This window comes from Muricoccus roseus (assembly GCF_900141905.1).
GTDB lineage: Bacteria > Pseudomonadota > Alphaproteobacteria > Acetobacterales > Acetobacteraceae > Roseomonas > Roseomonas rosea.
Genome location: NZ_FQZF01000028.1, coordinates 23,700 through 48,616, shown reverse-complemented (window position 1 = coordinate 48,616; position 24,917 = coordinate 23,700). Strand labels below are relative to the sequence as shown.

The window sequence follows — 24,917 nt, the reverse complement described above, 5'->3', positions numbered from 1 at the left end:
GCCATGGGCAGGCACGTTGCCGTCATCGGCGCCGGAATCGAGGGCGCGGCCAGCGCGGTGGAGCTCCTCCGCGCCGGCCATCGCATGACGATCATCGAGCCGGCCGAGCCCGGCGGCCAGCAGGCGGCCAGCTTCGGCAATGCCGGCTGGCTCTCCTCCCATTCCGTGCTGCCGCCCAGCGCGCCCGGGCTGTGGAAGAAGGTGCCGGGCTTCCTGCGCGACCCGCTCGGCCCGCTCGCCGTGCGCTGGCAGTACTTCCCCAAGGTCCTGCCCTGGCTGCTGCGCTACCTCGCGGCCGGCAGCACGGAGGCGAAGCTCCTTCGCATCGCCCAATTCCTCCGCCCGCTGCTGAAGGACAGCCCCATCCTCCACGCCGCCCTGGCGAAGGAGGCGGGCGTGCCCGAGCTGATCGAACACAAGGGCCTGATGAACGCCTGGCATTCCCGCGCGGGCTTCGAGGCCGAGGCCATGGGCTGGCGCATCCGCCGCCAGGTCGGCATCACCTGGACCGAGCTGGAGGGCGAGGCGCTGCGGGCCGCCGAACCCGATCTCGACCCCGCCTACACCTTCGCCGTGCTGACGGAGGAGGCGGGGCGCTGTCTCTCCCCGGGCCGCTACGTCGCGGCCCTCGTCGCCCATGCCCAGCGGAACGGCGCGGAACTCCGCAAGGCGGCCGCGACCGGCTTCCGCCTGGAAGGCCGCGCGCTGAAGGGCGTCACCCTCTCCGACGGCACCATGCAGGAATGCGACGCGGCCGTGATCTGCTGCGGCGCCCGCTCCGCGCCCCTGGCCGCGCAGCTGGGCGACCGCGTGCCGCTGGAAACCGAGCGCGGCTATCATGTCATGCTCCACGGGGTGAATGTCGGCCCGCGCCACTCCATCGGCCTTGGCCCGGCGAAGATGGTGGTGAACCCGATGGCGGATGGGCTGCGCGCCGCCGGGCAGGTGGAGATCGCGGGGCTGGAGGGAGCGCCCAACTGGAAGCGCGCCGAGATCCTGCGCGACCACCTGCTGAAATCCTTCCCCGCCCTGCCCAACCCCTACCCGGCGGACCGCGTCACCACCTGGCTGGGCCACCGCCCCAGCACGCCGGACGGCATGCCCGTCCTCGCCCCCGCCTCGGGCTGCCCGGATGTGGTCCATGCCTTCGGCCACGGCCATGTCGGCCTCGTGGCCGGGCCGCGCACCGGCCGCATCGTCGCGCAGCTTCTCTCCGGCCGGCCGCCGGAGATCGACATCGCTCCCTTCTCCCCCCACCGCTTCCGCTGAGGCCGCGATGACCGCCATCCCCGCCCCCACCCACCGCCGCGGCATCGCCCGCGGCGGCAAGGCCCTGTACGGTGCACCGCTGGGCATCCTCATGCTGGAGGCCCGCTTCCCCCGCATCCATGGCGACATGGGCAATGGCGGCACCTGGCCTTTCCCGGTGCTGTACCGCGTCGTCCGCGGCGCCAGCCCGGAGAAGGTGGTGCTGAACAGCGCGAACGGCCTGCTCGACACCTTCCTCGAAGCCGCCGCCGACCTCGTCTCCCTCGGCGCCGAGGCCATCACCACCAATTGCGGCTTCCTCTCCCTTTTCCAGAAGGAACTGGCGGCGCATGTCGGCGTGCCCGTCGCCACCAGCTCCATGATGCAGGTGCCCTGGGTGCAGGCCATGCTGCCGCCGGGCCAGCGCGTCGGCCTCGTCACCGTCTCCGCCGCCACCATGACGCCGAAGCATCTGGAGGCCGTGGGCGTGCCGCTGGATATCCCCATCGAGGGAACGGAGAATGGCCGCGAGTTCTTTCGCGTGCTCATCCGGGCCGAGAAGGACGACATGGACATCGACCTGGCCGAGCAGGATGTCGTGGAGGCCGCCCAGCGCCTCGTCGCACGCCATCCGGAGGTAGGCGCCATCGTGCTCGAATGCACGAACATGCCGCCCTATGCCGCCGCCGTGCAGCGCGCCACCGGACGCCCCGTCTTCGACATCTACTCGATGATCACCTACTTCCACGCCGGCCTCCGCCCGCGCGACTTCGCCATCCGCTGATCGCCGGGGCGGGCGCCTCCCCGGCGCCGGCTTCCCGCACGCTTCCACCGCGCCGCTTGTCCCGGAACCGGGTGAGCGCCACTCTTGGCGCCAACCGAAAAGAATTCCGGAGGAAGCGTGCGATGATGAACAGGCGTGTCCTGCTCGGGGCGGCCCTGGCCGCCTCCGCGGCCCGGCCCCTCGCGGCCCAACCCGCCTGGCCGGACCGGCCAGTGCGCGTCGTCGTCCCCTATCCGCCGGGCGGCTCGAACGACATCGTCGCCCGCCTGCTCTGCGAGGCGCTGCGCGAGCGGACCGGCCAGCCCTGGATCGTGGAAAACCGCTCCGGCGCCGGCGGCAATATCGGCGCCGATGCCGTGGCCAAGGCCACCCCCGACGGCACCACGCTGCTGCTCACCGCACCAGGTCCGCTGACCATCAACAACGCGCTCTTCGCCACCATGCCCTATGTCGCGTCGCGGGATTTCGCGCCGCTCGCCCTCGTCGCCACCGTGCCCATCGTGCTGATGACGAGCCCGGGGCTCGAGCTGCGCGACGTGGCGGGGCTGATCGCGCTCGCCAAGGCGCAGCCGGGCCGGATCGCCTTCGGTTCCTCCGGCAATGGCAGCACTAACCACCTCGCGGGCGAGCTGTTCCGCAGCATGGCCGGCATCGACATCGTCCATGTGCCCTATCGCGGCGCCGCCCCGGCGATGACGGACCTCGTGGCCGGCCAGATCGGTATGCTGTTCGACAACCTCCCGGCCGTGCTGCCGCAGGTGCGGGAGGGCCGGGTGCGTGCCCTCGCCGTGGCCGGGGAGAAGCGCGCGTCGGCGCTGCCCGATCTGCCCACCCTCGCCGAGGCGGGGTTGCCGGGCTTCCAGGCGGAGGCCTGGTTCGGCCTGGCCGGGCCGTCTGGCATGGCGCCGCCCCTGCGGATGCGCGTGGCCTCGCTCGTCACCGAGGCGCTGGCGGAACCCGGCCTGCAGGCGAAGCTGGAGGCGACGGGCGCCGAGCCGGGCAAGCTCACGGGTGAGGCCTTCGGGGCCTTCCTGGCGCGCGAGCGCGACATGTGGTCGCGCGTGATCGAGGCCTCCGGCGCGCGCGCGGGGTAGGGCGCCTACGCCTCCAGGAAGAAGCGCCGCACCAGCAGGGCCGTCTCGTCCGGATCCGAGGCGGCCACGTGGTAGGAATCGTTCTCCAGCACCACGAGGCGGGAATCCGGGATGCGCTCCTGCCAGGCGCGCACCTCCTCGGCCGAGCCGAGGCCGCTGCCGGTCGTCGTGACCACCAGCGTCGGCGCCTGGATGCGCCCCACTTCCGCCGTCACGTCCACGGTGGGAACCATTTGCAGGAAGCCTTCCAGCGTCGAGGCCGCGGTGCGGGACATCAGGTCCTCCCACCACTGCAGCTGGGCCGGCGTCATGCGCGTGCCCATGCGGCCGGCATTGGAGCCGCGCACCCAGGCCCGCACGCCCTCAGAGGCGATCTGCGCGCGCCAGCCCGGCGTGCGGGCTGCCATGTTGGTCAGCGAGGCGGGACCGCCGAGAACCGCCAGCCGGTCCACCAGCTCCGGATGGCGTGCGGCGGTGGCGAGGGCGATGGTGCCGCCGATCTTGCCGCCGGCCAGATGCACGCGCGCGCCGCCGAGATGCCGGATCAGCGCCGCGACGTCGTTCACGAGGTTCTCGAAACGCCAGGGATGATCCGCCGGCAGGGCCGGGGAATGGCCGTAGCCACGCAGGTCCATCCTCACCACGCGCGCCTGGCGCGAAAGATAGGGCACGAAGGCGCGGAAGGCCTCCCCGCTTTCCGCCAGCCCATGCAGCATCAGCACGGTGGGTACGGGGAGCCAGGAGTCGGTAAAGTCATCCACGGTGTAGTGGACGCTGATGCCGGGCGCGGTTTCGAGCAGGGGCATGGGCTCGGTCCTCAAATGCAGCGCGTGCCGCCGCCATCGACGTCGATCATCGTGCCGGTGATGTATCCGGCGCGGTCGGAGCAGAGGAAGGCGACGAGCCCCGCCACCTCCTCCGGCGTGCCGAGGCGGCGCAGGGCGGTGCTCTCGATGGCGGCCTGGTTCTCCGCCTCCGCGCTGCGACCCGTATCCGCGGCGCCCTGGGCCGTGAGCGTGTCCCAGCGCGGCGTGCGGATGGGGCCGGGATTCACGCCCGTGACGAGCACGTTGTCCGGCGCGCATTCCTGGGCGAGGGCATGGGTGAAGGCCAGCAGCGAGGCGTTCACGGAGCTGCCGACGATGTAGTTCGCGCGGGGTTGATGGCCCGAGCGCCCGATGATGTTGATCACCCGGCCCCAGCGCCGCTCCCGCATCGCCGGCGTCAGGGCACGGGCGCAGCGGGCATAGCCCATCAGCTTCAGGTTGATCGATTTCGCCCAGATGGCATCAGGGGTGTCGCCGATGCGGCCCATCGGCGTGGCCCCGGCGTTGTTCACCAGGATGTCCACCCCGCCCAGCGCGGCAACGGCCTTCCGCATAGCATCATCCGCCGCCTCGGCGTGGGAGAGGTCGGCGGAAACGGGGATGACAGTGCTGCCGGTTTCGGCCTGCAGATCCCGTGCGGCTGCCTCCAGCCGGGCGGCGTCGCGCGCCAGGATGGCGACGGAGACGCCCTCGCCTGCCAGCTCGCGGGCGATGGCACGGCCGATACCGAGGGAACCGCCCGTAACCACAGCGCGCCGGCCCCGCAACGCGAGCTCCATCGTTTCCCCCTTCGTTTTCTCGCCGGCAACCTTCCCGCTGCATGGCGGGGTGTCAATCGGCGCCGGGGGAAACGGCGCCGCTAATGCAGCGCTTCGCCCGGCCGCAGTATCGGCCGTAACAGGGCCTCCAGCTCCGTCTGCGCCAGCGGCGCCGGCTTCTCCCCGCCCCAGCGCTGCGCTTCCCCCACCGCGGGCAGCACGGGGCGGATCAGCGCGGAAATCGTCGCCCGTCCGTTCCGGTCCCGCAGCATGGAAACGTAGTTCTGCACCCAGACCACGGCGCCGTCGGAGCGGACATGGCGCTTCACGATGGTGAAGGGCTCGTCCTCCGCGCGCAGCCTCTCCAGCTTGTGGCTGTTCCCGGGCCAGTCATCGGGATGGGTGATGTCATGAATCGTACGCTGCAGCAGGGCGCTCATTTCATAGCCCAGCAACTCGCAGAACACCCGGTTCACCTGCGTGAACTGACCATCCTCATCGGCCAGGGCCTGTCCGAATGGCTGGCTGAGCATGCTCTCGTTCCGAATCTCGCAACGGCCTGTCCGCGGCGCCTCTGGGGAACGGTGTGAACGCTCCAGAGGGCGTCAAGTCACCGGAGGGGAACCCATGACCCGCTGCCCGGTTATTCCCCTTCGCCATGGCGTCCCGGTCACATCAGCAGGAGATTAGCCCCATGCCCCGCATCCAAGGCGCGGTCGTCGTCATCGCAGGTGCCTCCAGCGGGATCGGCCGGGCCACCGCCCAACGCCTGGCGCGGGAGGGGGCCCATCTCGTCCTCGCCTCCCGCCGGGCCGATACGCTCGAGACCGTTCGCCAGGAATGCGAGCGCCTGGGCGCGGAGGCCGTCGCCGTCCCCACCGACGTCACCGACGCCCAAGCCGTGAAGGCCCTCGCCGAGGCGGCCCGCGCGCGCTTCGGCCGCATCGACGTCTGGATCAACAATGCCGGCGTCGGCGCGGTGGGCGTCTTCGACGAAGTCCCGATCGAATCCCACACCCAGACGGTCCGCATCAACCTGCTGGGCCAGGTGAACGGCGCGTATGCCGTGCTGCCCATCTTCAAGCGCCAGAGGCACGGGGTGCTGATCAACACCCTCTCCATCGGCTCCTGGGTGCCCACGCCTTTCGCCGCCTCCTATGCCGCCTCCAAGGCCGGGCTGCGCGGCTTCACGGAATCCCTGCGCGCAGAGCTGCAGGACTGGCCCGGCATCCATGTCTGCGACGTGTACCCGGCCATCGTGGACACGCCCGGCCTGCGCCATGCCGCGAACCACAGCGGCCACCGTATCGGCGCCGGTGGCCCTATCTCCTCGCCCTTCGAGGTGGCGGAGACGATGGCATCCCTCATCCGTCATCCCCGGGCTGCGGCGCCCGTGGGCTGGTCCGCCCAGGCCATGCGGCTGGTCGCCACCCTCGCGCCGGCGCCGACACGCTGGGTGGCCGGCAAGATGATGCGGAAAGGCCTGGCCAGCGCGCCCAAGGCCGCGCCGACCGACGGCAACCTCTTCACGGCGCCCGCGGATCATGGCGTCTATGGCGGCTTCCGGAACGAGGCGGCCATCCGGATTCCCGCCAAGGCCTGGCTGGCCGCCGCGGGAATCATCGGCTTCTGGCTCGCCCGCAGACGCTGAGAGGAAAGCCCGCTTGGAGATCGACATCCCCGAGATCCGCGCCGAGGTCGAGGCCGCCTTCGCCCGCTACGAGCAGGCGCTGGTGACCAACGACGTCCCGGTGCTGGAGGAGCTGTTCCGGGACGCGCCGGAAACCATCCGCTACGGCGCCACCGAGAACCTCTACGGCATGGACGACATCCGCGCCTTCCGCCGCGCCCGCCCCTCGGTGGGGCTGATGCGCAGCACCGAGCGCACGGTCATCACCACCTTCGGCCGGGACTTCGCCGTGGCGAACACGCTGTTCCGGCGAGAGAACGCGCCGGGGAAGGTAGGACGCCAGAGCCAGAGCTGGGTGCGCTTCCCCGAGGGATGGCGCGTCGTCGCGGCGCATGTGAGCGTAGTGGCCGAGGAGTAAGCAGAGGCGGCGGGGCGTCCTGTCGAGGGCTCCGCCCTCACCCGCCAAGGGCCTGAGGCCCTTGGAACCCCGTCTGACTGCCGTGGATACCCCGGATCGGTGGGGTCTCTGTTGAGAGGGCTTTTCCTACCCTTGCAGTCGCCTGAGGTCCCAGAGCTCAGGCGCACCATCAGCCCAGTGCTTCCTAACTTCTAGAAAAAGATGATGGGTCGAAGGCACTGCCTTCGACGGGTCCTGGGAGAGGAAGAATTCCTTCTTCCTCTCCCCGGGACGAACCAACAGATCAGAACAAAGCCCGCACCGCGCCCAGAGGGATGGGGTAGGCTTCACCCCGCCACGGTCTTCTGCCGCTGCACGCCCAGCCCCTCGATGCCCAGCCGCATCACCTGGCCCGGCTTGAGGTAGACCGGCGGCTTCATTCCCATGCCCACGCCGGGCGGCGTGCCGGTGGTGATGATGTCGCCGGGGTGCAGGGTGATGAAGTTGCTGACGTAGGAGACGATCGTGCGCACGTCGAAGATCATCGTGCGCGTCGACCCGTCCTGCATCCTCCGGCCATCCACCTCAAGCCACATGGCCAGATCCTGCGGATCGGGAACCTCGTCCGAGGTGACGAGCCAGGGGCCGACCGGGCCGAAGCCATCGGCGCTCTTGCCCTTATCCCAGAGCCCGCCGCGCTCCATCTGCCACTCGCGCTCAGACACGTCGTTGCAGATGGCATAGCCCGCCACATGCTCCAGCGCCGCCTCCGGCGAGACGCGCTTGGCCTGCGTGCCGATGATGATCGCGAGCTCCACCTCCCAGTCCGTCTTCCGGCTATCCGGCGGAATGGCGACATCGTCATCCGGCCCGGCCAGGGCGTTCAGCGACTTCAGGAAGACGATCGGCTCTTTCGGCACCGCGGCGCCGCTCTCCGCCGCGTGGTCGGCATAGTTCAGCCCGATGGCGACGAAGTTCCGCGTGCCCGCCACCGGCGGCCCCAGCCGCGTGGCGGCCGAGACCATCGGCAGCCCGTCCGGGTCCAGCGCGGCCAGCTTCGCGAGCCCGTCCGGCGACAGCGCCTCGCCCGCCAGATCGGGGATTACGCCGGAGAGGTCGCGGATCACGCCATCGGCATCGAGCAACCCAGGCTTCTCGGCGCCGGGCGCGCCGTGTCGCAGCAGCTTCATCCTGTATCCAATCGTTCTCGTGGGTGCCCGATGGCTCCGCCCTCAGGCGAAGCTCTCCTCCAGGAAGACCTGCACGGCCTGGAACAGCGCGCCCCGGTTCCGCTCCAGCATGATGGAATGCGTGCCCTCGGCCAGCATCACAAGGCGCTTGCCGGGCGATTGGGCCAGGAGCGGGAACAGGGTGGTGGCCATGGCGGGCGGCGTGTCCCTGTCCCATTCGCCCAGCACCAGCAGGGCCGGCGCCGTGATCTTGGATGGATCGTAGAAGGGCTTCCCGGCGTCCCAGTAATCCCGCAGGTCCTGCAGCACGCCATTGGGCGCCCGGAGCACCGAAGGCACCTGGCGCGACCCCTCGGGATCGGTCGCGAAGGTCGCGTCCGCCCAGTACTCGTACCAGCCGGGCGGGATAAGGCCCGCGCGCTTGCCGTCGGGCACCCCCGCCATCCAGCGCTCCCGCGCCTGGGCGCGGGTGACGGTGCGGTAGGCGGGCAGGGGGCCTTCCGGCACGGGCACCGCGCCACGGCTGTTGGCATCCCGCAGCCAGAGCGGCGCGTAGAGCACCAGCCGGTCCACCAGCGCCGGATTGTCGGCCGCGAAGCGGGAAACAAGGGTGGTGCCCCAGGACCAGCCGATCAGCCCGGTCTTCGCCACGCCCCGGGCCTCGCGGATATGCTTCAGCGCGGCCGCGATATCGGCCACGGCCTGCTCCCCCCGTGTCGGCGGCGGGGAACGGTCCGCGGGTGGGCGGGTGGAGCGGCCATAGCCCGTCAGGTCCAGGCTCCAGACGTCGAAGCCCCGCCCGGCCATGTAATCCATCCAGGAGACGCCCGAGAGCGGCAGGTCGAAGCCCGTGCTCGCGGGATAGGTCGCCCCATGGACGCAGAGGATGGTCCTGTCCGGCCGTGCCGGGCCCTGAGCCTCCGGGCGCTTGTTCCGCAGGTAGATCTGCATCCCGGGCTCGGCGCCGGGGATCAGCATCTCATCCATCACCACGCCGGCCGGCTGGGCAGCGGCGGGGCGGATCCCGGCTGCCAGCGGCAGGAGAAGGGGGGATGCGAGCATAGCTCGGCGGGCGATGGGGCCTGGACCGGCCATGTGAGCTCTCCCCTGTCGACGCCAGAGCCGGTTCGCTGTGCCAACTCTGATCGGGCCGAGGTTAGCACCCCGGGGGGAGGCGCCACCAGAAGCAGCCCGGCCCCCGCCGGTCACGCTTTCCCGGCCGCCTGTGCCTCCCGCGGGGATGCCCGAGGGTTGAGCGGCGCGGCCACGGGGGTGGTGCCCGGGACGGGCTGGAACGGCCCCTGGCGGCTTGCCGGGAGCGGTGCGCGGGCGCGCATGCGCCAGAGGGCGAAGGTCAGAACCAGCCCCGCCACGCAGGCCACATGGACGAACAGCCCCTCCGCCCCCAGGGCGGACATGGCCGCGGAGCCCAGCAACGGCCCTGCCGTCGCGCCGGCCGAATAGGCCAGGACCAGCCCGCCGCTCGCGGCCACGCGCTCGTGCCGACCGAGATGGTCGTTCATATGCGCCACGCAGAGCGGATAGAGCGCGAAGGCGAAACCGCCGAACAGCGCGGCGGCGGCGAAGAGCGCCGCCGGCCCGCCCTTCGTGAAGAGAGGAAGGCAGACCGCCGCCCCGGTCAGGGCGGCCAGCGTGCCGACGATGACGCGGCGCCGGTCGAACGCGTCCGACAGCCGGCCCAGCGGCCATTGTAGCAGCACGCCGCCGAAGATCACCGCGCTCATGAACATGGCCGCGCCCTGCGCCTCCAGCCCCGCCGCGGCACGCGCAAAAACCGGCCCGAGCGAATAGACGGAGCCGAGGATGAGGCCGCTGCCCACGGTCCCGGCGAGGCCCAGCGGCGAAGTGGCGTAGAGGCGGCGCGCCGGGAAGGAGGCGACATCCGGCAGGGGCGGCGGCGCCTGCCGCGTCAGCGCCACCGGCAGCACGGCGAGCGAGACGAGGACGGAGACGAGCATGAAGACGCGGGGCTGCCCCGGGCCTTCGTCCAGCCCCAGCAGGAACTGCCCGACCGCCTGGCCGGAATAGAGGCAGATCATGTAGAGGGCGAGGATCTTGCCCCGGGTAGCGGGGGTGGCGTGGTCGTTCAGCCAGCTCTCCACGCAGATGAAGATTCCCGCCATGCAGAAGCCCTCGGCCAGGCGCAGCGCCGCCCAGGGCAGCGGATCCCCGATGAGGGGATAGGCGAGGGCCAAGGCCGAGGTGACGGAGGCGAAGGCGCCAAAGGCGCGGATATGCCCGGCCCGCACGACCACCCGGTAGGCGAAGAGCGAGCCCAGGGTGAGGCCGGCGAAATAGGCGGCCATGACCAGGCCGGTGGCGATCCGCCCCGCGCCCAGGGAATCCAGCCGGAGGCTGACGAGGGTGGCCAGCGGGCCATTGCCCATCATCACCAGCGCCGCCCCGGCCAGCAGGGCGGCCACGGGGCGCAGGCTGCCCTGCCCCGGCGCCGCGGCCTGCCCGCCGCTCACACCCCCACGCGCCCGGCCGCTTGGCGATAGGCGATGTGCCGCTCATACTGGGCCAGCACGTCGGCGATCAGCGCCTCGCGCGGCTGGCCCATCATGTCGTAATCCTGGCCACCCTCGCTCAGGAACACCTCCGCCCTGAAGTAGCGGTCCCGGGCCGTCGCATGGGTGCCACGCTCAAAATAGGCGAAGCTCGGCAGAGCATAGCCGCGGGCCCGGAGCCCGTAGCGGAACTCGTCGGCCGTACCGGCCATGGCGGCGAGGCCGACCCGCTCCTCCTCCCGCCGCATCGCGGTGTCCACTCCGCGTCGCCGCAGCTCCTCGCACACCGCTTCCAGCGCGGGGGTGGCCACCTCGGCCAGGTAGCGCAGCACCTCCGCATGCGAGGGGTGGTGCAGGATGCCGTGCAGCTGGCGCTGCCAGCCCTGCTCCGGCGCGATCCGCGCGGGGGAGGCGTACTGGATGCTCCGCCGCAGCGCCTCGGTCCGCAACGCCTTCAGCAGCCCGTAGCAGATCACCAGCATCACGAAGGTGAAGGGCAGGGCGCTCGCGATCGTGGCCGTCTGCAGGCTCTGCAACCCGCCCGCCGAGAGCAGCACCGCCGCGATCAGGCCGGAGATCAGCGCCCAGAACACGCGCCGCCAGACCGGCGCATCCTCCGCGCCGCCGGCGGTGATCGTGTCGATGACCAGGGCCGCGGAATCGGCGGAGGTGATGAAGAAGGTCACCACCAGCAGCGTCGCCAGCGCCGAGGACAGGGTGGCGAAGGGGAACTGCTCCAGGAAGGCGAAGAGGGCCAGCGGCACGCTGGTCGCCACCGCCTCCGAAACCGCCGTGGTGGCGCCGGAAAGCTGGAGGGAGATGGCGGTGTTCCCGAACACCGTCATCCAGATGAAGGTGAAGCCCGTGGGGACGAACAGCACGCCGAGGACGAATTCGCGGATCGTGCGCCCGCGCGAGATGCGCGCGATGAACATGCCGACGAAGGGCGACCAGGAGATCCACCAGGCCCAGTAGAAGAGCGTCCAGCCGGCGATCCAGTCATTCGGCTCGTAGGCGTAGAGCATGAAGCTGCGTTCGAAGAAGTGGTCGATATAGCCGCCGATGTTCTGCACCAGGGCCTGCAGCAGGAACACGGTCGGGCCCACCACCGCCACGAAGATCAGCAGGACCACCGCCACCACCATGTTGAACTCGCTGATCCGCCGGATGCCCGCATCCAGCCCCATCACCACCGAAATAGTGGCCATGCCGGTGATCGCGGCGATGAGGGCGATCTGCACGAGGGTGCTGCTGGGCAGGCCGGTGAGATGGCTGAGGCCCGCATTGATCTGCAGCACGCCCAGGCCCAGCGAGGTGGCGACGCCGAATACCGTGCCCAGCACCGCGAAGATGTCGATGGCCTGTCCGATCGGGCCATGGATCCTCTCCCCGATCAGCGGGTAGAGCGCCGAGCGAATCGTCAGTGGAAGGCCGTGCCGGAAGCCGAAATAGGCCAGTGAAAGGCCGACCACGGCATAGATGGCCCAGGCATGGATGCCCCAGTGGAAGAAGGTGATGCGCATCGCCTCGCGCGCCGCTTCCACCGTGGCCGCGTCGCCAACGGGCGGCTTGGTGAAATGCGTCACCGGTTCGGCGACGCCGAAGAAGACAAGGCCGATCCCCATGCCGGCGCTGAACAGCATGGCGAACCATGAGCCATAGCTGAAATCGGGTTCCGAATGATTGGGGCCGAGCCGCACCGTGCCGTGGCTGCTCAGGGCCAGATACAGCACGAAGAACACGAAGCCCGCGACGGAGAGGAGATAGAACCACCCCAGCCGGCTGAGGATCCAGCCCTGGGCCGTGTTGAAGACCCGCCCGACCGCTTCGGGCGCGATGACGCCGCAGAGTGCGATGGCGGCGATCAGCGTGGCCGAGATGATGAAGACCGGGCCCAGGGGCCTGTTGGACTGCGGGCTGGGTGCGGCGGGCGTCGTGTCGGGCATGGGTTCCACTTCCAATGGCATCACCCGGCGAGGCTGGTCAGGAACCAGGGCCGGGCGGTGGAGCGGGCGGACCTAACGGCCGCGTCATCCCTGGGCAACGCCACGGCGGCACATTTGTTGGTCATCCCTGCCGTTGTTTCCGCCGCGCAATGCGCGGCGAGCCCCGCGCGGAGTGGAACCGTGACCCGCGCCAGCCCGCATGACTGCCCGGGCCCCGCAGCTGTTACGGTCCGTCCATGAAAGCTGGAACGCAGGGGAGGAGCGCCTGGTGGGCGGAGGCGCGGGCGATGCTCGTCCTCGCCTGGCCGATGGCGCTGACCAACCTCTCCCAGATGGCGCTGCTGGCGACCGATTCGGCCTATCTCGGCCACCTCTCCACCGAGGCCCTGGCTGCCGTCACCCTCTCCGGCACGCTGTTCTGGACCATGCTGGCGCCGGGATTCGGGCTGTCCTTCGCCGCCGCCGCCATGCTGGCGCAGGAGCGGGGGCGCCGCATCGGCCATGTGCGGGCCATGCGCCGCACCCTGCGGGCCGGGTTCTGGGCGGCTCTCCTCGGCGCCGTGCCGGGCATGCTGCTGCTGTGGAACGGTGGCGCGGTGCTGCGGGCGCTGGGCCAGGAACCCGCCCTGGCGGAGGCGGCGGAGCAGTTCCTCCGCTGCATGCTGTGGGGGATCCTGCCCTTCGGGCTCTTCCTGAACCTGCGCGGGCTGATGGCGGCGATGGAGCGGCCCTGGCCGCCCCTCCTCATCGGCCTGATGGCCGTGCCGCTGAACGCGATGATCGGCTGGGTGCTGATCTTCGGGAATCTCGGCGCCCCCGCGCTGGGCGTGCGCGGCGCCGGCATCGCCGGCGCGGTGGCGGACACCGCCATGTTCCTCGCGCTCGCCCTTTTCGTCGTGCGGGACCGCCGGCTGCGGCGCTACCGCTTCTTCGGCCGCCTCTGGCGGCTCGACCTCGCCCGCCTGGCCCGCGTGCTCCGCCTGGGCATGCCCATCGCGGCCCAGATGCTGCTGGAAATCGGGCTGTTCAGCGCGGTGGGTCTCGCCATGGGCGCCTTCGGCGCGCAGGCGGTGGCGGCCCATGCCATCGCGCTGCAGATCGCCAGCATCACCTTCGCCGTGCCGCTCGGTCTCGCCCAGGCCGCCACGGCGCGGGTGGGCCTGGCCATCGGGGCCGCCCGTGCCCGCGCCGCTTGGCGCGCGGGCTGGACCGCCATCCTCCTCTCCACCGTCTTCATGGGTCCGATGGCGGCGCTGATGCTCCTCCTCCCCGGCACCCTGGCGGGTCTCTTCCTCGACCCCGCCGCCCCCGGCGCGCCGGAGACCGCGGCCCTCGCCACCACCCTTCTTCTCTTTGCTGGGCTGTTCCAGCTCAGCGACGGACTGCAGGTGGTGGGTGCCGGCGCGTTGCGCGGGCTGCATGACACGCGGGCGCCCATGCTCATCGCCGCGCTCGGCTACTGGGGGCTCGGCTACACGGTGGCATTGGCGCTGGGCTTCCCCCTGGGCTTCGGCCCGGCCGGCATCTGGGCCGGTCTGGCCATTGGCCTGGCGGGGGTCGCGCTGGCCATGATCTGGCGCTGGGCCCGCCTCTCCAGACGGGGCGGGTTGACGGAGGGGCGCCGCCTTGCGCCCATCGCCGGATGAGCACCCCCTCCCTCTGGAAGAAATCCGCCACCCCCGAGAGCCTGGAGGCCCGGGCGGGGAACACCGCCATCTCCCTTCTCGGCATCCGCATCACCGAGATCGGGCCGGACTACCTCCGCGCCACCATGCCGGTGGACCACCGCCATGTGCAGCCCTGGCGGGTGCTGCATGGCGGCGTCTCCGTCGCGGTTTCGGAGACGCTGGGGAGCATCGCCGCCTATCTGGCCGTGCCGGAGGGCTTCCATGTCGTCGGCATCGAGATCAACGCCAACCACATCGCCCCAGTGCCCGAGGGGCAGGAGGTGACGGCGGAGTGCCGGCCCTTCCACACCGGCCGCTCCACCCAGGTCTGGCAGACCGAGATCCGCCGCGCCGATGGCCGCCTCGCCTGCGTCTCGCGCATCACCTGCGCCGTCCTGCCGGACCCGGGCGCCGAGCCGCGCCGGTAACCCTTGGTATCTCGCGGCGGCGGACAGGAAACTTGGTCGCGTGCAGAGTGCTTCCTGCCGGTCACGGCAATGCCGATGGCAATGGAGGTCACACGATGCACAAGCCAACGCTTCTGGCTGCCACCCTGGTCCTGACCGGCGCCGCCGGCCTGGCCCTGGCGCAGACTGCTCCCAGCCCCGCCACCCCCCCCGCGGCGCCGAGCGCCCCGCCGGCCCAGGCGCGGGCGCCCATGCCTCAGACCCCGCCCGGTCCTCCTGGCCAGCGTGCCGAAGGACCCGGCCCGCGCGGCCCCGGCCCCGGCCCCGAGGGGCGCGGCCCCGGCATGGACGGCCCGCCTGGCCGTGGCCCCTGGATGATGGGTGGCTATGGGCACCCCGGAATGGGGGAGGGCTACCCCATGCACATGTGGCACCACGCCCCGCGCTCCCGCGCCGCCAGCTTCCATGTCGAGCGCGGCGACGCCGAGATCCACATCCAGTGCGCCGAGGGCGAGCCGACGCGGGCCTGCGTCGATGCGGCCTCTGTCCTGCTGGACAAGATCGCCGCCTTGCCCGGCGGGCGCTGAGGTCCCGCGGGGGGCGGGCTCCGGCCCGGCCCCCCCCGGCTCCACCTCTCTGGTCCCACCCCTCTGGCCCCGCAGCTTCGTGATCCCCGCCCCGCGGCATGCCGATGCGGGCGGATGCTAGGGGAGGGGGAGGGCAGGGGATGAACCCCGCCGGAACCCGGAGGATGGGCCGATCCGCCTGATCCCGCTCGCCACCGCCCTGCTGGTCGCCCCTTTGGCTGCCCCTTTGAGCGCCCTCGCGCAGGAGGCCGTGCCACCGAACGAGCCCGACGGCGTGGAATGGCGCGGCGCCATGCCGAGCCTTCGCCTCGCCGATGGCGCCTTTACCCTCACCCCCACATTGCGCCTCGACGCCGATGCGGGCTCCTTCTTCGGGCAGGATCGGGCCGGAGGGTACCGGAGCGGCGTGAACCTGCGTCGCGGCCGGCTGGGCATGGAAGGCCAGCTGGCCCCCGGATGGACCTATAGCGTCGTCTGGGAGTTCGGCGGTCCCAGCCCCAATGACTATGGCGAGCTGTATGAGGCGCAGGTCGCCTATACCGGCCTTGGCTGGGGCACCATCCGCCTGGGCGCCTTCCAGCCGCAGCACCTCCCGGAATATGCCGGCTCCTCCTTCGACCTGCCCTTCCTCGAGCGCGCGGCGATCAGCAACATCGCCGCCAGCCTCGCCTCCGGCAGCGCGCGGATGGCGGCCGGGCTGGAGGCGCGGGGGGAGCGCTGGAACGCCAGCGCCTATGTGACGGGCGGCGACGCCACCACCCCGCATGACCACCGGCAGCGGGGCGTCGCCGGCCGCGCGGTGGCGCTGCTGCCCGGGCTGGACGTGCAGCTAGGGCTGAATGCCGCGGCTCAGTTCCACCCCGGCACCAGCCCGGGGCCCGAGAGCATCCGCTTGCGCGACTACCCCGAGCTGCGCGTGGATTCCCGCCGCTTTCTGGATAGCGGGACCATCGGTGCCGACAGCGCCTGGGCCGCCGGGCCCGAGCTGGCAGGGCGCCTCGGGCCCCTATATGTCGAGGCGCTCTGGCAGCGCGTGGAGGTGGATGCCACCGCCGGCGGCACCCGCCGCTTCGAGGGCTGGTACGCGGAAGCCGCCCTTCCGCTCGTCGGCAACCCGAGGGAGCGGTCCGCCGAGACGGGCAGCTGGAAGCGCCCCAAGGGGGAGGATGGACCGGGCGCGCTGGAGCTTGCCGCCCGCTACAGCACCGCGGACCTGCGTGCCGACAGCCGCGGCGCGCGGCAGGATGTATGGACCCTCGGGCTCACCTGGTTCCCAACCGAATCCGTCCGCCTCGGAATTCAGTATGAGAACGGGCGCATCCGGCGCGGGGGCGATGATCGCGACTTCCAGGCCATCGGCTTGCGCGTGGCCCTGAATCTCTAGGGGCGGCCGGGGCGTGACAGGGCGCCGGCGGCGGTTCGCAATAACGTCGGTCGGGAGCCCCGGAGCAGCCGGTCACGAATAACCTTGAGAAAATTGGCAACACCCCCTATATAGGGTTTGTCAGGTTCGTTGTTTCGGTGTGCCTCTCAGGCCCATTCATTTGGGATCCTGGTTTGTTTCCGTCTCAAATTGAAGATGATCTGCTAGGCAATACTGCCTAGTGGTTTTCCGTTTTTTGATCGGAATTAAACCATGGCTATCGGCACCGTTAAGTGGTTCAACGCGACCAAGGGTTTCGGCTTCATCCAGCCCGAGGACGGCTCCAAGGACGTCTTCCTGCACATCTCTGACGTTCAGCGCGCTGGCATGCAGGAGCCCCGCGAGGGCGACAAGATCGAATACGATGTTGTCAGCGGCCAGCAGGGCAAAGTTTCGGCCGGCAATCTGCGCCAGGCCTGAAAAGGGTCGAGCGGCCTTCGGGCCGCTCCCCCGACTGCCGTCGCATCGCTGCGATGGGCCTTGAGCCCCGGCTGGAGATTTCCAGCCGGGGCTTTTTTTATGGTCTGCGCTGGGAAGCGAACCTTGGGGAGGGCCAAGCCCTCCCCAAGGTCTGGCCGCCTCAGCAGCCGCCTGGAACCGCCTCCAGCGTCTCCAGCCGGCCATTCACCGCGAACTCGCCGAAATCCATGTTCAGCTCGTCCGCGACGCCATTGGCATAGTAGCGAAGCCCCACCTCGTAATCCGGGGAGGAGGCGCCACCGCCATTACTGTCCTTCCCGAAGAAGGCGATCCGCATCCGGCCGCTCTCCTGGTTCCCCAGCAGCGGGAAGCGCGGCTTGGCCTCGGTCTCCCGGTTCCACTGGGAAAGAATGGTGGTGCTGTCCTGCGCCCCATCCTCGCTCGTGCCATCCATCAGGGGCACGTTGAGCATGCGCTGGCTGGCGCGTGCGGCGGCGATGGCACGGATGGTATGGGCCATGGGCAGAAGCGTGCCCGGCGGCAGGGACTCCTGCGACGCGCGCGGCTGCTCGTAATTCGCGACGCCCGAGCCATCGGGCTGCAGCGTCGCTTCGCCGGAGATGCGGTTGCTCACCGCGCCGGCCGTCATCTGGGTGAGGGAGAAGCGGAGGCGGCGGCCGTCCTTGCTCTCCCAGGTGGCGTAGTCGGACGCCGTTTCGAGCGTCTGCCCGTCCCGGTCCTGCAGGCGCATCGTCAGGCGCTGCCGGCTGGCCCAGCCGTCACAGGCGTCGAGCACCTCGAAGAGCATCACCCCCTCGGCCCGTGCCACGTCGGAATTGTCGCGCGCCTTGTCGAAGGTGAGGCGGTAGGCGGCGCGATGCGCCACCATGTCCTGCGCCCCCGGCATGGCCGCCGGCGCCGGGGTGGCGGCCTGGTTGGCGGCCGGGGCGGCGGCGGGCTGGGCGGGCGCCGGGCCGGTGAGAGCCAGGGCCGCGCTCAGGGTGACGGTGGCGGCAAGGAGGGAGCGCAGGCGCATCGAGGAGCCTTTCCAGTTCGCCCCCTGACTTAGGCGCTCTTCGGCGCCGTTGCACCCTTCGCGGCATCCTTCGCGGGCGGAAGGTCGGGCTTAATGTGCAGTTCCTTCCAGCGGCCGGGCTCCACCGTGCTCGGCGCGCCCATCATCAGGTCTTCGCCCTGCTGGTTCATGGGGTACATGTTCACTTCGCGCAGGTTCGGCTCGTCGGCCAGCAGCATCACGATCCGGTCAATGCCGGCCGCCATGCCGCCGTGCGGCGGGGCGCCGTAGCGGAACGCGTTCAGCATGCCGCCGAACCGCTCCTCGACCGCGCTCTCGGGGTAGCCGGCCATCCCGAAGGCCTTCACCATGATCTCGGCCTTGTGGTTGCGGATCGCGCCCGAGGCCATTTCGTAGCCGTTGCACACGATGTCGTACTGATAGGCCGGGATGGTCAGCGGGTCCCGCTTCTCCAGCGCCTCCATCTCGCCCTGGGGCATGGAGAAGGGGTTGTGGCTGAAATCCACCTGGCCCGTCTCCTCGTTCAGCTCGAACATGGGGAAGTCCACGATCCAGCAGAAGCGGAAGACATCCTTCTCGATCAGGTCCAGTTCCTGGCCGATGCGGGTGCGGACGGTGCCGGCGAACTTCGCCGCATCGGCCTCCTTGCCCGCGGCGAAGAACACGGCATCCCCCGGGCCGATGCCGCAGGCGGCGCGGATGGCCTCCACGCGCTCGGGCTCCAGGTTCTTGGCGATCGGGCCCTTCGCGCCATCGGCATCGAAGGCGATATAGCCCAGCCCGCCGGCACCCTGGCTGCGGGCCCATTCGTTCAGCTTGTCGAAGAAGCCGCGGGGCTTGCCGCCCGCGCCCGGCGCCGGGATGGCGCGCACCACGCCGCCGCCCGCCGCGATCTTGGCGAAGAGGCCGAAGCCGGAGCCCGCGAACTGCTCCGTCACATCCCGGATGATCAGCGGGTTCCGCAGGTCCGGCTTGTCCGAGCCGTAGTCCAGCATCGCCTGGGCATAGGGGATGTGGCGCCAGGGGCCGCCATCCACCGGGCGGCTGCCCGCGAAGCGCTCGAAGGTGCCGCGGATCACCGGCTCCATCGTGTCGAAGACATCCTGCTGGGTGACGAAGCTCATCTCGACATCGAGCTGGTAGAACATCAGCGTGCGGTCGGCGCGGCCGGCCTCGTCGCGGAAGCAGGGGGCGATCTGGAAGTAGCGGTCGAAGCCCGCCACCATCGTCAGCTGCTTGAACTGCTGCGGGGCCTGGGGCAGCGCATAGAACTTGCCCGGATGCAGACGGGCGGGGACGAGGAAGTCCCGCGCGCCCTCCGGCGAGCTGCTGGTCAGGATCGGGGTCTGGAACTCGTTGAACCCGGCGGTGATCATCCGCTCCCGGATGTCGTGGATGATCTGGGCGCGCAGGATCATGTTCCGCTGCAGCCGCTCCCGCCGCAGGTCCAGAAAACGGTAGCGCAGCCGCATCTCCTCCGGCGCGTCGTCATCGGCGGCCACCTGGAAGGGCAGAACGTCGGCGGCGGACTGCACCACTAGCTCCCGCACCCGCAGCTCGATCTCGCCGGTGGCCAGGCGCAGGTTCACGGTGGAGGGCTCGCGCGCCACCACCTCGCCCGTCACGGTGATCACGCTTTCCGGCCGCACGCCATCAGCGGCGGCGAAGACCTCGGATCCCAGCGGGATCACGCATTGGGTCAGGCCGTAATGGTCGCGCAGGTCCACGAAGAGCAGGCCGCCATGGTCGCGCTTGCGATGCACCCAGCCGGAGAGCCGGACGGTCTGGCCGGCATCGGCGGCGCGCAGGGCGCCGCAAGTATGGGTGCGGTAGGCATGCATGGTGCGGGGAACCTGGGTCTGGTCTCGTTCGGGGCGGCAAGAGGGGCAGCCGGCCCCCCCCTGTCAACCCTCGGCTCGCCCCTTTAGGCGCGCCCGGCCGTATCCACCAGAAGCAGCGGGTCCACCTTCAGCTTCGCCAGGGCCCGGCGCCACTTCGCGTCCTGGTCCTCCTCGGCGAAGAGGATGGCCTCGTCGGGTGAAACGCTGAGCCAGGCATTGTGCTGGATCTCGCTCTCCAGCTGGCCCGGGCCCCAGCCCGCATAGCCCAGGGCGAGCAGCCCCTGGCGCGGCCCTTCGCCCGAGGCGATGGCCTTGAGGATGTCCACGCTGGCGGTCAGGGCGAAGCCGCCCTCGATGGTCAGGCTGCCCTCGCTGGACCAGTCCTGCGTATGCAGCACGAAGCCGCGCCCACCCTCCACCGGCCCGCCGGCATGCAAGCGGATGCGCCGCTGCGGCGGGACGGGGGTGACGTCCAGCTGCTTCAGAAGCTCGTCGAAGGTGAGGTTCTCGATCGCGCGGTTCAGCACGATGCCCATCGCCCCCTCCGGGGAATGGGCACAGAGGCAGATCACGCTCCGGGCGAAGCGCGGGTCCTCCATGCTGGGCATGGCGATCAGAATCTGGCCGCCGAGCCAGCCTTCCTCGGCCGGGCCGGGCTTGGACACGCGCGAGAGCTGGATCGGGGGAGACTGCTCCTCCATCTCCTCGATCTCGTCCTCATCCTCGATCGGGGGCGGGGGAGCCTTGTCCTTTGGGCGCCGGGTCATGCTCCGAAGATGGCGGCAGGGGAGGGGGGCTGCAACCCGCTTGTGGCAAGCTTCGCGACACCGCGTGTTGACAGCGGGCCGGAAGGGGCGCCGAAACTGCGCCCGCAACCCGAGGACCCCCATGCCCATCCAGACCGGCGATGCCATCCCCTCCGTGAAGATCATGCAGGCGACCCCCGAGGGCCCGAAGGAGGTGGACACCGCCGCCCTTCTCGGCACCGGCACGGCCGTGCTGTTCGGCGTTCCGGGCGCCTTCACCCCCACCTGCTCCGCCCGCCACCTGCCCGGCTTCGTCCAGCAGGCCGCGGCGCTGAAGGCCAAGGGCGTGGACACCGTGGCCTGCGTGGCGGTGAACGACGCCTTCGTGATGGCCGCCTGGGGCAAGGACCAGGGCGTGACCGACGAGGTGGCGATGCTGGCCGACGGCTCGGCCAATTTCATCAAGGCGCTCGGCCTGGAGATGGACCTGACGGCCCGCGGGATGGGCGTCCGCTCCCAGCGCTTCGCCCTCGTCGCGAAGGACGGCAAGGTCACCTATGTTGGCGTCGAGCAGCCCGGCGCCTTCGAGGTCAGCAGCGCCGAGGCCGTGCTGGCGAAGCTGTGACCGACCCCGCGCGCTGGGGTCTCCTCGCCTGGCAGGCCGGCTGGGTCTTCACCCTCCGGAGCCTCGACCTGATGGCCCGCCCGGATGGCGCGGGGGCGGAGCTGGCCCGCATGGCGATGGAGAAGCAGAAGGCCTTCGCCGATGGCTGGATGGCGGCCGGGGCGGCCGCGATGCGGGGCGAAAACCCCGCCGCGGTGATGGCCGCCGCCGCCCGCCCCGCGCATCGCCGGGTTTCGGCCAATCTGCGGAGCCTGCGCCGCAGGAGCTGATACGGCGATCCCGGTCTGATCTGTCGGTTTGTCCCGGGAGAGGAAGAAGGAGTTCTTCCTCTCCCCGGACCCCTCACCATCATCTTCTTCTTCGAGTTTGGAATAACTGGGCTGACGGTGCGCCTCGGGTCGATCACCCGAGGCGACTGCAAAGGTAGAATCAGGCCCTTCACCAGAGACCCCTTCAATCCGGGGCATCCACGGCAGTCAGACGGGGTTCCAAGGGCCTCAGGCCCTTCGCGGGTGGAGGGCGGAGCCCTCCCCGGGACGGGATGAGAAACCTCTCCCCCCGCGCCGGCGCTTCACCCGCTCTGGGCAGGAGAGGCGGTCGGATGATCCTTCAGGGCAAGCGTGCCTTCGTCACGGGGGCGGATTCCGGCATCGGCCAGGCCATCGCGGTCGCCTTCGCGCGGGCCGGCGCCGATCTCGCCGTCACCTTCCATACGGACCAGGCGGGCGCGGCCGAGACGGCGCGGCGCATCGAAGCCGCTGGCCGCCGTGCCTTCGTCACCCAGCTGGACGTGATGGATTCCGGCGCGGTGGAAACCGCCTTCGAGACCGCGCGCGCCACGCTCGGCGGGCTGGACATCCTGGTGAACAATGCCGGCAAGGGCATGGGCGGCAAGAAGCCCGTGGCCGAGTTGGCCGATGAGGATGCGGAGGTGGTGATCCGCACCAACCTCCTCGGCCCCCTCTGGTGCTGCCGGGCCTTCCTGCGCGGCAACCCGCCGGCGGGCAGCAAGATCATCAACATCACCTCCGTCGCCCAGCACCTGCCGACGGATGAGAGCGCGCCCTATGGCATGTCCAAGGCCGGGCTGGGGTCCCTCGTCCGCAGCCTCTCGGTGGAGCTGGCGCCGAAGAAGATCAACGTGGTCGGCATCGCCCCGGGCCTGATCCAGACGCCCATGACCCAGGAGCGGCTGGACGACCCGGTGAAGCGCGAGGCCTCCTTCAAGGAAATCCCCTGGCACCGCGCCGGCCAGCCGGAGGAGATCGCCAGGCTCGCGCTCTTCCTCGCCAGCCCCGATGCCGAATACATCACCGGCCAGACCGTGGTGATGGATGGCGGGCTGACGATGAACTGGGGCGGCGCGTAAGGGGCGGCACCTCCGGAGGCGGCGGCTCAGCGCAGCGGCGAATCCGCCGGCACGCCCTCGGGCAGCTGGCTGCCGTTCCGCCAGCGATGGGTGCCGGAGCCATAGGCGACGATGCCGCCATCCGGCCCGCGCACCTCGGTGCTGGTGAAGAAGATGTTCCGCCCCGCCGTGACCACCCGGCCCTCGGCCAGGATGCGCCCCTCGGTCACCTGGCCGGTGAAGCGGGTGTTCAGGTCCAGCGTCACCGCCCGTCGCACATTCCCGGGAACGGTGCAGAACAGCCCGGCATAAGCCCCGGCCTGGTCGATGAGGGAGAGCAGCACGCCCCCATGCAGGATCCCGCTGCGGTTGAAGTGCTTGCGCTCCACCACCACGGCCAGCCGCGCGAAGCCGTCGCGCCATTCATCGACGGTGATGCCAAGCAGGTCGTGGAAGGGGGCGGTGTCGTCCATCCCCCGCCCGTAGCGCCAGATCAGGCGATCTGCAAATCCTGCAGCGCCGCCTCTAGCTCCTGGAAGGTGGGCATATAGGCGGAGGGGGCCATCTTGCGCCCGGTCTCGACCGAGACCTGGGGCGCGTTGCCGTGCAGATGCGCGACCAGCACGGCGCGGATCACCTCGAAATACTTGCACTCCTCCTCCACCACGCCCTTCAGCCGTGCGGCGATCGGGCCCATCAGCCCATAGGCGAGCAGCACGCCGAGGAAGGTGCCCACCAGCGCGCCGCCGATCATGCCGCCCAGCACGGTCGGCGGCTGGTCGATGGCGGCCATGGTCTTGATGACGCCCAGCACGGCGGCAACAATTCCGAGCGCCGGCAGCGCATCCGCGATGTTCTGGATGGCGTGGGAGGAATGCATCTCCTCCTCCCGGATCTTCTTCAGCTCCCGCGCCATCACATCCTCGATCTGGTGCGGGTCGTCGGCATTCATCCCGACCATCCGGAGATAGTCGCAGATGATTGCGACCGCGTGGTGGTTCGCCTTGATCTTGGGGAACTTGTTGAAGGCCGGGCTCTCCTCCGGCTTTTCAATATGCGCCTCCAGCGCCATGGCCCCCTTGGTCTGCACCAGCCGCACGAACCAGTAGAGCAGCGAGAGCATCTCGACGTAGTCGGACTTGTGGAAGCGCGCGCCCTTGAGAACCTTCCCGAAGCCGCCGAGCGTGTGTTTCACGTCATGCATCGAGTTGGACATGATGAAGGCGCCGATCGCCGCGCCGCCGATCATCAGTGCCTCATAGGGTAGCGAGTGCAGGATGATGCCGAATTTTCCACCCGCGATGGTGTAACCGCCGAAGACGGTGACGAGCAGGAAGACGAAGCCGATGATCGTCGTCACGGGGCGGCATTCCTCGCCGGGGGAGTTTCGCGCAGCAGCAGCACCGAGACGCGCCGGTTCGCCGCGTTCTGCGGGTCCTCTGGGATCAGCGGCTCGCGCTCGGCCAGGCCGGTGACGCTGCGGATGCGGGCTTCCGCCACGCCGCCTTCGGTCAGCAGCCGCCGCGTGGCGTTGGCGCGCTCGGCCGAGAGATCCCAGTTGGACCGCGCGCCGGGCCGGAAGGGCGTCGCATCCGTATGCCCGGTGATGGCCACCTCGTAGGAGACGCGGTTGATCACCGCCGCCACCTTGCCCAGCAGCGCCCGCACCTTTTCCGAGGGCGCGCTGCCGCCCAGGGCGAACATCGGGGTTCGTTCCCCGTCCAGCAGCTGGATCCGAAGCCCCTCCGGCACCTGCTCCACGCGGATCTGCCGTGCCAGCTCGGCGAGGGCGGGGTCGTCCTGCACCGCGCTGCGGATCTGCTCCGCCAGCCGGTCCATCACCTCGCGCTCCCGGCGCTCCAACTCCTCGCGCAGCGCCTCGGCGGAGGCCTGGGCGAGGTCCGCCTGGGTGCCGCCCTCGCCACGCCCGCTTCCGGCTTCCGCCTGCGCGGCCATGATCCGGGCCGGGGTGGCCGTCTCGTCATCGCCCTTCGGGCCCTCGCGCCGCTCCACGGGCGTGGCCGGGCTGTCGCTGTCATCCTCCTCCAGGTCGAAGACGACGGGGCGCGGTCCGGTCTCCACCCGCACGGAGGAAGCGTTGGAGGACATCTGGCCCGATTCGTTCGGCGTGCGCCCACCGAAGGGCTGGCCAGAGCCGCTGGGCCGCTGGCCCATCACATTGGTCGGGTTGAAATAGTCGGCCAGGCCCCGCCGCTGCTCCTCCGTCGTGGCGTTCAGCAGCCACATCAGGAGGAAGAAGGCCATCATTGCCGTGACGAAGTCGGCATAAGCGACCTTCCAGGCACCACCATGGTGGCCGCCCTCGCCGCCCTCCTCCTTCTTGATGACGATGGTGACGCCTTCGCCCTTGCGTTTTGCCACGGCCCAGCACCCGATGCCCGGGCGCAAGGT

The 24,917-nt window shown here is 70.4% G+C and carries 26 protein-coding genes; 13 read left to right on the top strand and 13 right to left on the bottom strand.

The features are described from left to right. Positions 1-3 precede the first annotated feature (3 nt). The 3 genes from BUB97_RS19800 to BUB97_RS19790 all read left to right on the top strand — a co-directional run bounded on the left by BUB97_RS19800 (position 4) and on the right by BUB97_RS19790 (position 3,126). Entirely contained in the window at positions 4-1,269 is a 1,266-nt protein-coding gene (locus BUB97_RS19800; RefSeq protein WP_073137969.1) for an NAD(P)/FAD-dependent oxidoreductase, read from the top strand. 7 nt (positions 1,270-1,276) lie between these two features. Next, a complete protein-coding gene (locus tag BUB97_RS19795; RefSeq protein WP_073137967.1) occupies positions 1,277-2,032 on the top strand; it encodes an aspartate/glutamate racemase family protein in 756 nt (251 codons plus the stop codon). Between the two features lie 122 nt (positions 2,033-2,154). After that, positions 2,155-3,126: a tripartite tricarboxylate transporter substrate binding protein gene (locus BUB97_RS19790; RefSeq protein ID WP_073137965.1), complete on the top strand. Its 972-nt coding sequence runs from the start codon at positions 2,155-2,157 to the stop codon at positions 3,124-3,126. 5 nt (positions 3,127-3,131) lie between these two features. Here BUB97_RS19790 and BUB97_RS19785 read toward each other — a convergent pair whose 3' ends face one another. The 3 genes from BUB97_RS19785 to BUB97_RS19775 form a co-directional block, all read right to left on the bottom strand. After that, positions 3,132-3,932: an alpha/beta fold hydrolase gene (locus tag BUB97_RS19785; protein ID WP_073137963.1), complete on the bottom strand. Its 801-nt coding sequence runs from the start codon at positions 3,930-3,932 to the stop codon at positions 3,132-3,134. An 11-nt stretch (positions 3,933-3,943) separates the two neighbouring features. Beyond that, positions 3,944-4,732, bottom strand: a complete 789-nt coding sequence (locus BUB97_RS19780; RefSeq protein ID WP_073137961.1) for an SDR family oxidoreductase — start codon at positions 4,730-4,732, stop codon at positions 3,944-3,946. An 80-nt stretch (positions 4,733-4,812) separates the two neighbouring features. Beyond that, complete coding sequence (locus BUB97_RS19775; RefSeq protein ID WP_073137959.1) at positions 4,813-5,244, bottom strand: PAS domain S-box protein; 432 nt, start codon at positions 5,242-5,244, stop codon at positions 4,813-4,815. A gap of 161 nt (positions 5,245-5,405) precedes the next feature. On the opposite strand from BUB97_RS19775, the gene BUB97_RS19770 reads away from it, so the two are divergent. Both BUB97_RS19770 and hpxZ read left to right on the top strand, forming a co-directional pair. After that, positions 5,406-6,362 (top strand): SDR family oxidoreductase, encoded by a 957-nt coding sequence (locus BUB97_RS19770; protein WP_073137957.1) that lies wholly within the window; start codon positions 5,406-5,408, stop codon positions 6,360-6,362. Between the two features lie 13 nt (positions 6,363-6,375). Continuing rightward, on the top strand, positions 6,376-6,759 hold the full coding sequence (hpxZ, locus tag BUB97_RS19765) for an oxalurate catabolism protein HpxZ (protein WP_073137955.1): 384 nt from the start codon (positions 6,376-6,378) through the stop codon (positions 6,757-6,759). Positions 6,760-7,085: 326 nt separating this feature from the next. On the opposite strand, the gene BUB97_RS19760 is transcribed toward hpxZ, so the two are convergent. From BUB97_RS19760 to BUB97_RS19745, 4 genes are all read right to left on the bottom strand, one after another. Then, a complete protein-coding gene (locus tag BUB97_RS19760; protein WP_073137953.1) occupies positions 7,086-7,928 on the bottom strand; it encodes a fumarylacetoacetate hydrolase family protein in 843 nt (280 codons plus the stop codon). 42 nt (positions 7,929-7,970) lie between these two features. Next, positions 7,971-9,023, bottom strand: a complete 1,053-nt coding sequence (locus tag BUB97_RS19755) for an alpha/beta hydrolase (protein WP_245818380.1) — start codon at positions 9,021-9,023, stop codon at positions 7,971-7,973. A 110-nt stretch (positions 9,024-9,133) separates the two neighbouring features. Next, positions 9,134-10,420 carry an MFS transporter gene (locus BUB97_RS19750; protein WP_245818379.1) on the bottom strand — a complete coding sequence of 429 codons (1,287 nt, stop codon included), beginning with the start codon at positions 10,418-10,420 and terminating at the stop codon, positions 9,134-9,136. Continuing rightward, entirely contained in the window at positions 10,417-12,405 is a 1,989-nt protein-coding gene (locus BUB97_RS19745) for a BCCT family transporter (RefSeq protein WP_073137951.1), read from the bottom strand. The genes BUB97_RS19750 and BUB97_RS19745 overlap by 4 nt, the downstream gene beginning before the upstream one ends. Before the next feature lie 287 nt (positions 12,406-12,692). On the opposite strand from BUB97_RS19745, the gene BUB97_RS19740 reads away from it, so the two are divergent. The 5 genes from BUB97_RS19740 (at position 12,693) to BUB97_RS19720 (ending at position 16,909) form a co-directional block, all read left to right on the top strand. Further along, a complete protein-coding gene (locus tag BUB97_RS19740; protein WP_086062376.1) occupies positions 12,693-14,051 on the top strand; it encodes an MATE family efflux transporter in 1,359 nt (452 codons plus the stop codon). Then, positions 14,048-14,500: a PaaI family thioesterase gene (locus tag BUB97_RS19735; protein WP_073137947.1), complete on the top strand. Its 453-nt coding sequence runs from the start codon at positions 14,048-14,050 to the stop codon at positions 14,498-14,500. Before BUB97_RS19740 ends, BUB97_RS19735 begins: the two co-directional genes overlap by 4 nt. Positions 14,501-14,595: 95 nt before the next feature. Continuing rightward, positions 14,596-15,066 (top strand): hypothetical protein, encoded by a 471-nt coding sequence (locus tag BUB97_RS27290; RefSeq protein ID WP_073137945.1) that lies wholly within the window; start codon positions 14,596-14,598, stop codon positions 15,064-15,066. 172 nt (positions 15,067-15,238) lie between these two features. Beyond that, entirely contained in the window at positions 15,239-16,450 is a 1,212-nt protein-coding gene (locus tag BUB97_RS19725) for a porin (RefSeq protein ID WP_086062375.1), read from the top strand. 252 nt (positions 16,451-16,702) lie between these two features. Next, positions 16,703-16,909 carry a cold-shock protein gene (locus tag BUB97_RS19720; protein ID WP_073137941.1) on the top strand — a complete coding sequence of 69 codons (207 nt, stop codon included), beginning with the start codon at positions 16,703-16,705 and terminating at the stop codon, positions 16,907-16,909. A gap of 160 nt (positions 16,910-17,069) precedes the next feature. On the opposite strand, the gene BUB97_RS19715 is transcribed toward BUB97_RS19720, so the two are convergent. The 3 genes from BUB97_RS19715 to BUB97_RS19705 all read right to left on the bottom strand — a co-directional run bounded on the left by BUB97_RS19715 (position 17,070) and on the right by BUB97_RS19705 (position 20,553). Next, complete coding sequence (locus tag BUB97_RS19715) at positions 17,070-17,945, bottom strand: EipB family protein (RefSeq protein ID WP_073137939.1); 876 nt, start codon at positions 17,943-17,945, stop codon at positions 17,070-17,072. A gap of 29 nt (positions 17,946-17,974) precedes the next feature. Next, positions 17,975-19,786, bottom strand: a complete 1,812-nt coding sequence (gene aspS, locus BUB97_RS19710; protein WP_073137937.1) for an aspartate--tRNA ligase — start codon at positions 19,784-19,786, stop codon at positions 17,975-17,977. Positions 19,787-19,869: 83 nt separating this feature from the next. Beyond that, positions 19,870-20,553: a YqgE/AlgH family protein gene (locus BUB97_RS19705; protein ID WP_277614043.1), complete on the bottom strand. Its 684-nt coding sequence runs from the start codon at positions 20,551-20,553 to the stop codon at positions 19,870-19,872. 121 nt (positions 20,554-20,674) lie between these two features. On the opposite strand from BUB97_RS19705, the gene BUB97_RS19700 reads away from it, so the two are divergent. The 3 genes from BUB97_RS19700 to BUB97_RS19690 all read left to right on the top strand — a co-directional run bounded on the left by BUB97_RS19700 (position 20,675) and on the right by BUB97_RS19690 (position 22,526). Beyond that, a complete protein-coding gene (locus BUB97_RS19700) occupies positions 20,675-21,157 on the top strand; it encodes a peroxiredoxin (RefSeq protein WP_073137935.1) in 483 nt (160 codons plus the stop codon). After that, positions 21,154-21,426 carry a hypothetical protein gene (locus tag BUB97_RS19695; RefSeq protein WP_073137933.1) on the top strand — a complete coding sequence of 91 codons (273 nt, stop codon included), beginning with the start codon at positions 21,154-21,156 and terminating at the stop codon, positions 21,424-21,426. Before BUB97_RS19700 ends, BUB97_RS19695 begins: the two co-directional genes overlap by 4 nt. A 332-nt stretch (positions 21,427-21,758) precedes the next feature. Further along, positions 21,759-22,526, top strand: a complete 768-nt coding sequence (locus tag BUB97_RS19690) for an SDR family NAD(P)-dependent oxidoreductase (RefSeq protein ID WP_073137931.1) — start codon at positions 21,759-21,761, stop codon at positions 22,524-22,526. Between the two features lie 26 nt (positions 22,527-22,552). Here BUB97_RS19690 and BUB97_RS19685 read toward each other — a convergent pair whose 3' ends face one another. Genes BUB97_RS19685 through BUB97_RS19675 form a run of 3 tightly spaced genes read right to left on the bottom strand, consistent with a single transcriptional unit; the run spans position 22,553 to position 24,887 of the window. After that, positions 22,553-22,978: a PaaI family thioesterase gene (locus BUB97_RS19685; RefSeq protein ID WP_073137929.1), complete on the bottom strand. Its 426-nt coding sequence runs from the start codon at positions 22,976-22,978 to the stop codon at positions 22,553-22,555. Between the two features lie 20 nt (positions 22,979-22,998). Then, a complete protein-coding gene (gene motA, locus BUB97_RS19680; RefSeq protein ID WP_073137925.1) occupies positions 22,999-23,865 on the bottom strand; it encodes a flagellar motor stator protein MotA in 867 nt (288 codons plus the stop codon). After that, positions 23,862-24,887 carry a flagellar motor protein MotB gene (locus BUB97_RS19675; protein ID WP_073138012.1) on the bottom strand — a complete coding sequence of 342 codons (1,026 nt, stop codon included), beginning with the start codon at positions 24,885-24,887 and terminating at the stop codon, positions 23,862-23,864. Before BUB97_RS19675 ends, motA begins: the two co-directional genes overlap by 4 nt. Positions 24,888-24,917: the final 30 nt, after the last annotated feature.

What these genes read in the sequence shown, in the direction of transcription:
- BUB97_RS19800 (WP_073137969.1), top strand. Translation starts at nt 4, where the DNA reads ATGGGCAGGCACGTTGCCGTCATCGGCGCCGGAATCGAGGGCGCGGCC.
- BUB97_RS19795 (WP_073137967.1), top strand. Translation starts at nt 1,277, where the DNA reads ATGACCGCCATCCCCGCCCCCACCCACCGCCGCGGCATCGCCCGCGGC.
- BUB97_RS19790 (WP_073137965.1), top strand. Translation starts at nt 2,155, where the DNA reads ATGATGAACAGGCGTGTCCTGCTCGGGGCGGCCCTGGCCGCCTCCGCG.
- BUB97_RS19785 (WP_073137963.1), bottom strand. Translation starts at nt 3,932, where the DNA reads ATGCCCCTGCTCGAAACCGCGCCCGGCATCAGCGTCCACTACACCGTG.
- BUB97_RS19780 (WP_073137961.1), bottom strand. Translation starts at nt 4,732, where the DNA reads ATGGAGCTCGCGTTGCGGGGCCGGCGCGCTGTGGTTACGGGCGGTTCC.
- BUB97_RS19775 (WP_073137959.1), bottom strand. Translation starts at nt 5,244, where the DNA reads ATGCTCAGCCAGCCATTCGGACAGGCCCTGGCCGATGAGGATGGTCAG.
- BUB97_RS19770 (WP_073137957.1), top strand. Translation starts at nt 5,406, where the DNA reads ATGCCCCGCATCCAAGGCGCGGTCGTCGTCATCGCAGGTGCCTCCAGC.
- BUB97_RS19760 (WP_073137953.1), bottom strand. Translation starts at nt 7,928, where the DNA reads ATGAAGCTGCTGCGACACGGCGCGCCCGGCGCCGAGAAGCCTGGGTTG.
- BUB97_RS19755 (WP_245818380.1), bottom strand. Translation starts at nt 9,023, where the DNA reads ATGGCCGGTCCAGGCCCCATCGCCCGCCGAGCTATGCTCGCATCCCCC.
- BUB97_RS19745 (WP_073137951.1), bottom strand. Translation starts at nt 12,405, where the DNA reads ATGCCCGACACGACGCCCGCCGCACCCAGCCCGCAGTCCAACAGGCCC.
- BUB97_RS19740 (WP_086062376.1), top strand. Translation starts at nt 12,693, where the DNA reads ATGCTCGTCCTCGCCTGGCCGATGGCGCTGACCAACCTCTCCCAGATG.
- BUB97_RS19735 (WP_073137947.1), top strand. Translation starts at nt 14,048, where the DNA reads ATGAGCACCCCCTCCCTCTGGAAGAAATCCGCCACCCCCGAGAGCCTG.
- BUB97_RS27290 (WP_073137945.1), top strand. Translation starts at nt 14,596, where the DNA reads ATGCACAAGCCAACGCTTCTGGCTGCCACCCTGGTCCTGACCGGCGCC.
- BUB97_RS19720 (WP_073137941.1), top strand. Translation starts at nt 16,703, where the DNA reads ATGGCTATCGGCACCGTTAAGTGGTTCAACGCGACCAAGGGTTTCGGC.
- BUB97_RS19715 (WP_073137939.1), bottom strand. Translation starts at nt 17,945, where the DNA reads ATGCGCCTGCGCTCCCTCCTTGCCGCCACCGTCACCCTGAGCGCGGCC.
- aspS (WP_073137937.1), bottom strand. Translation starts at nt 19,786, where the DNA reads ATGCATGCCTACCGCACCCATACTTGCGGCGCCCTGCGCGCCGCCGAT.
- BUB97_RS19705 (WP_277614043.1), bottom strand. Translation starts at nt 20,553, where the DNA reads ATGACCCGGCGCCCAAAGGACAAGGCTCCCCCGCCCCCGATCGAGGAT.
- BUB97_RS19700 (WP_073137935.1), top strand. Translation starts at nt 20,675, where the DNA reads ATGCCCATCCAGACCGGCGATGCCATCCCCTCCGTGAAGATCATGCAG.
- BUB97_RS19690 (WP_073137931.1), top strand. Translation starts at nt 21,759, where the DNA reads ATGATCCTTCAGGGCAAGCGTGCCTTCGTCACGGGGGCGGATTCCGGC.
- BUB97_RS19685 (WP_073137929.1), bottom strand. Translation starts at nt 22,978, where the DNA reads ATGGACGACACCGCCCCCTTCCACGACCTGCTTGGCATCACCGTCGAT.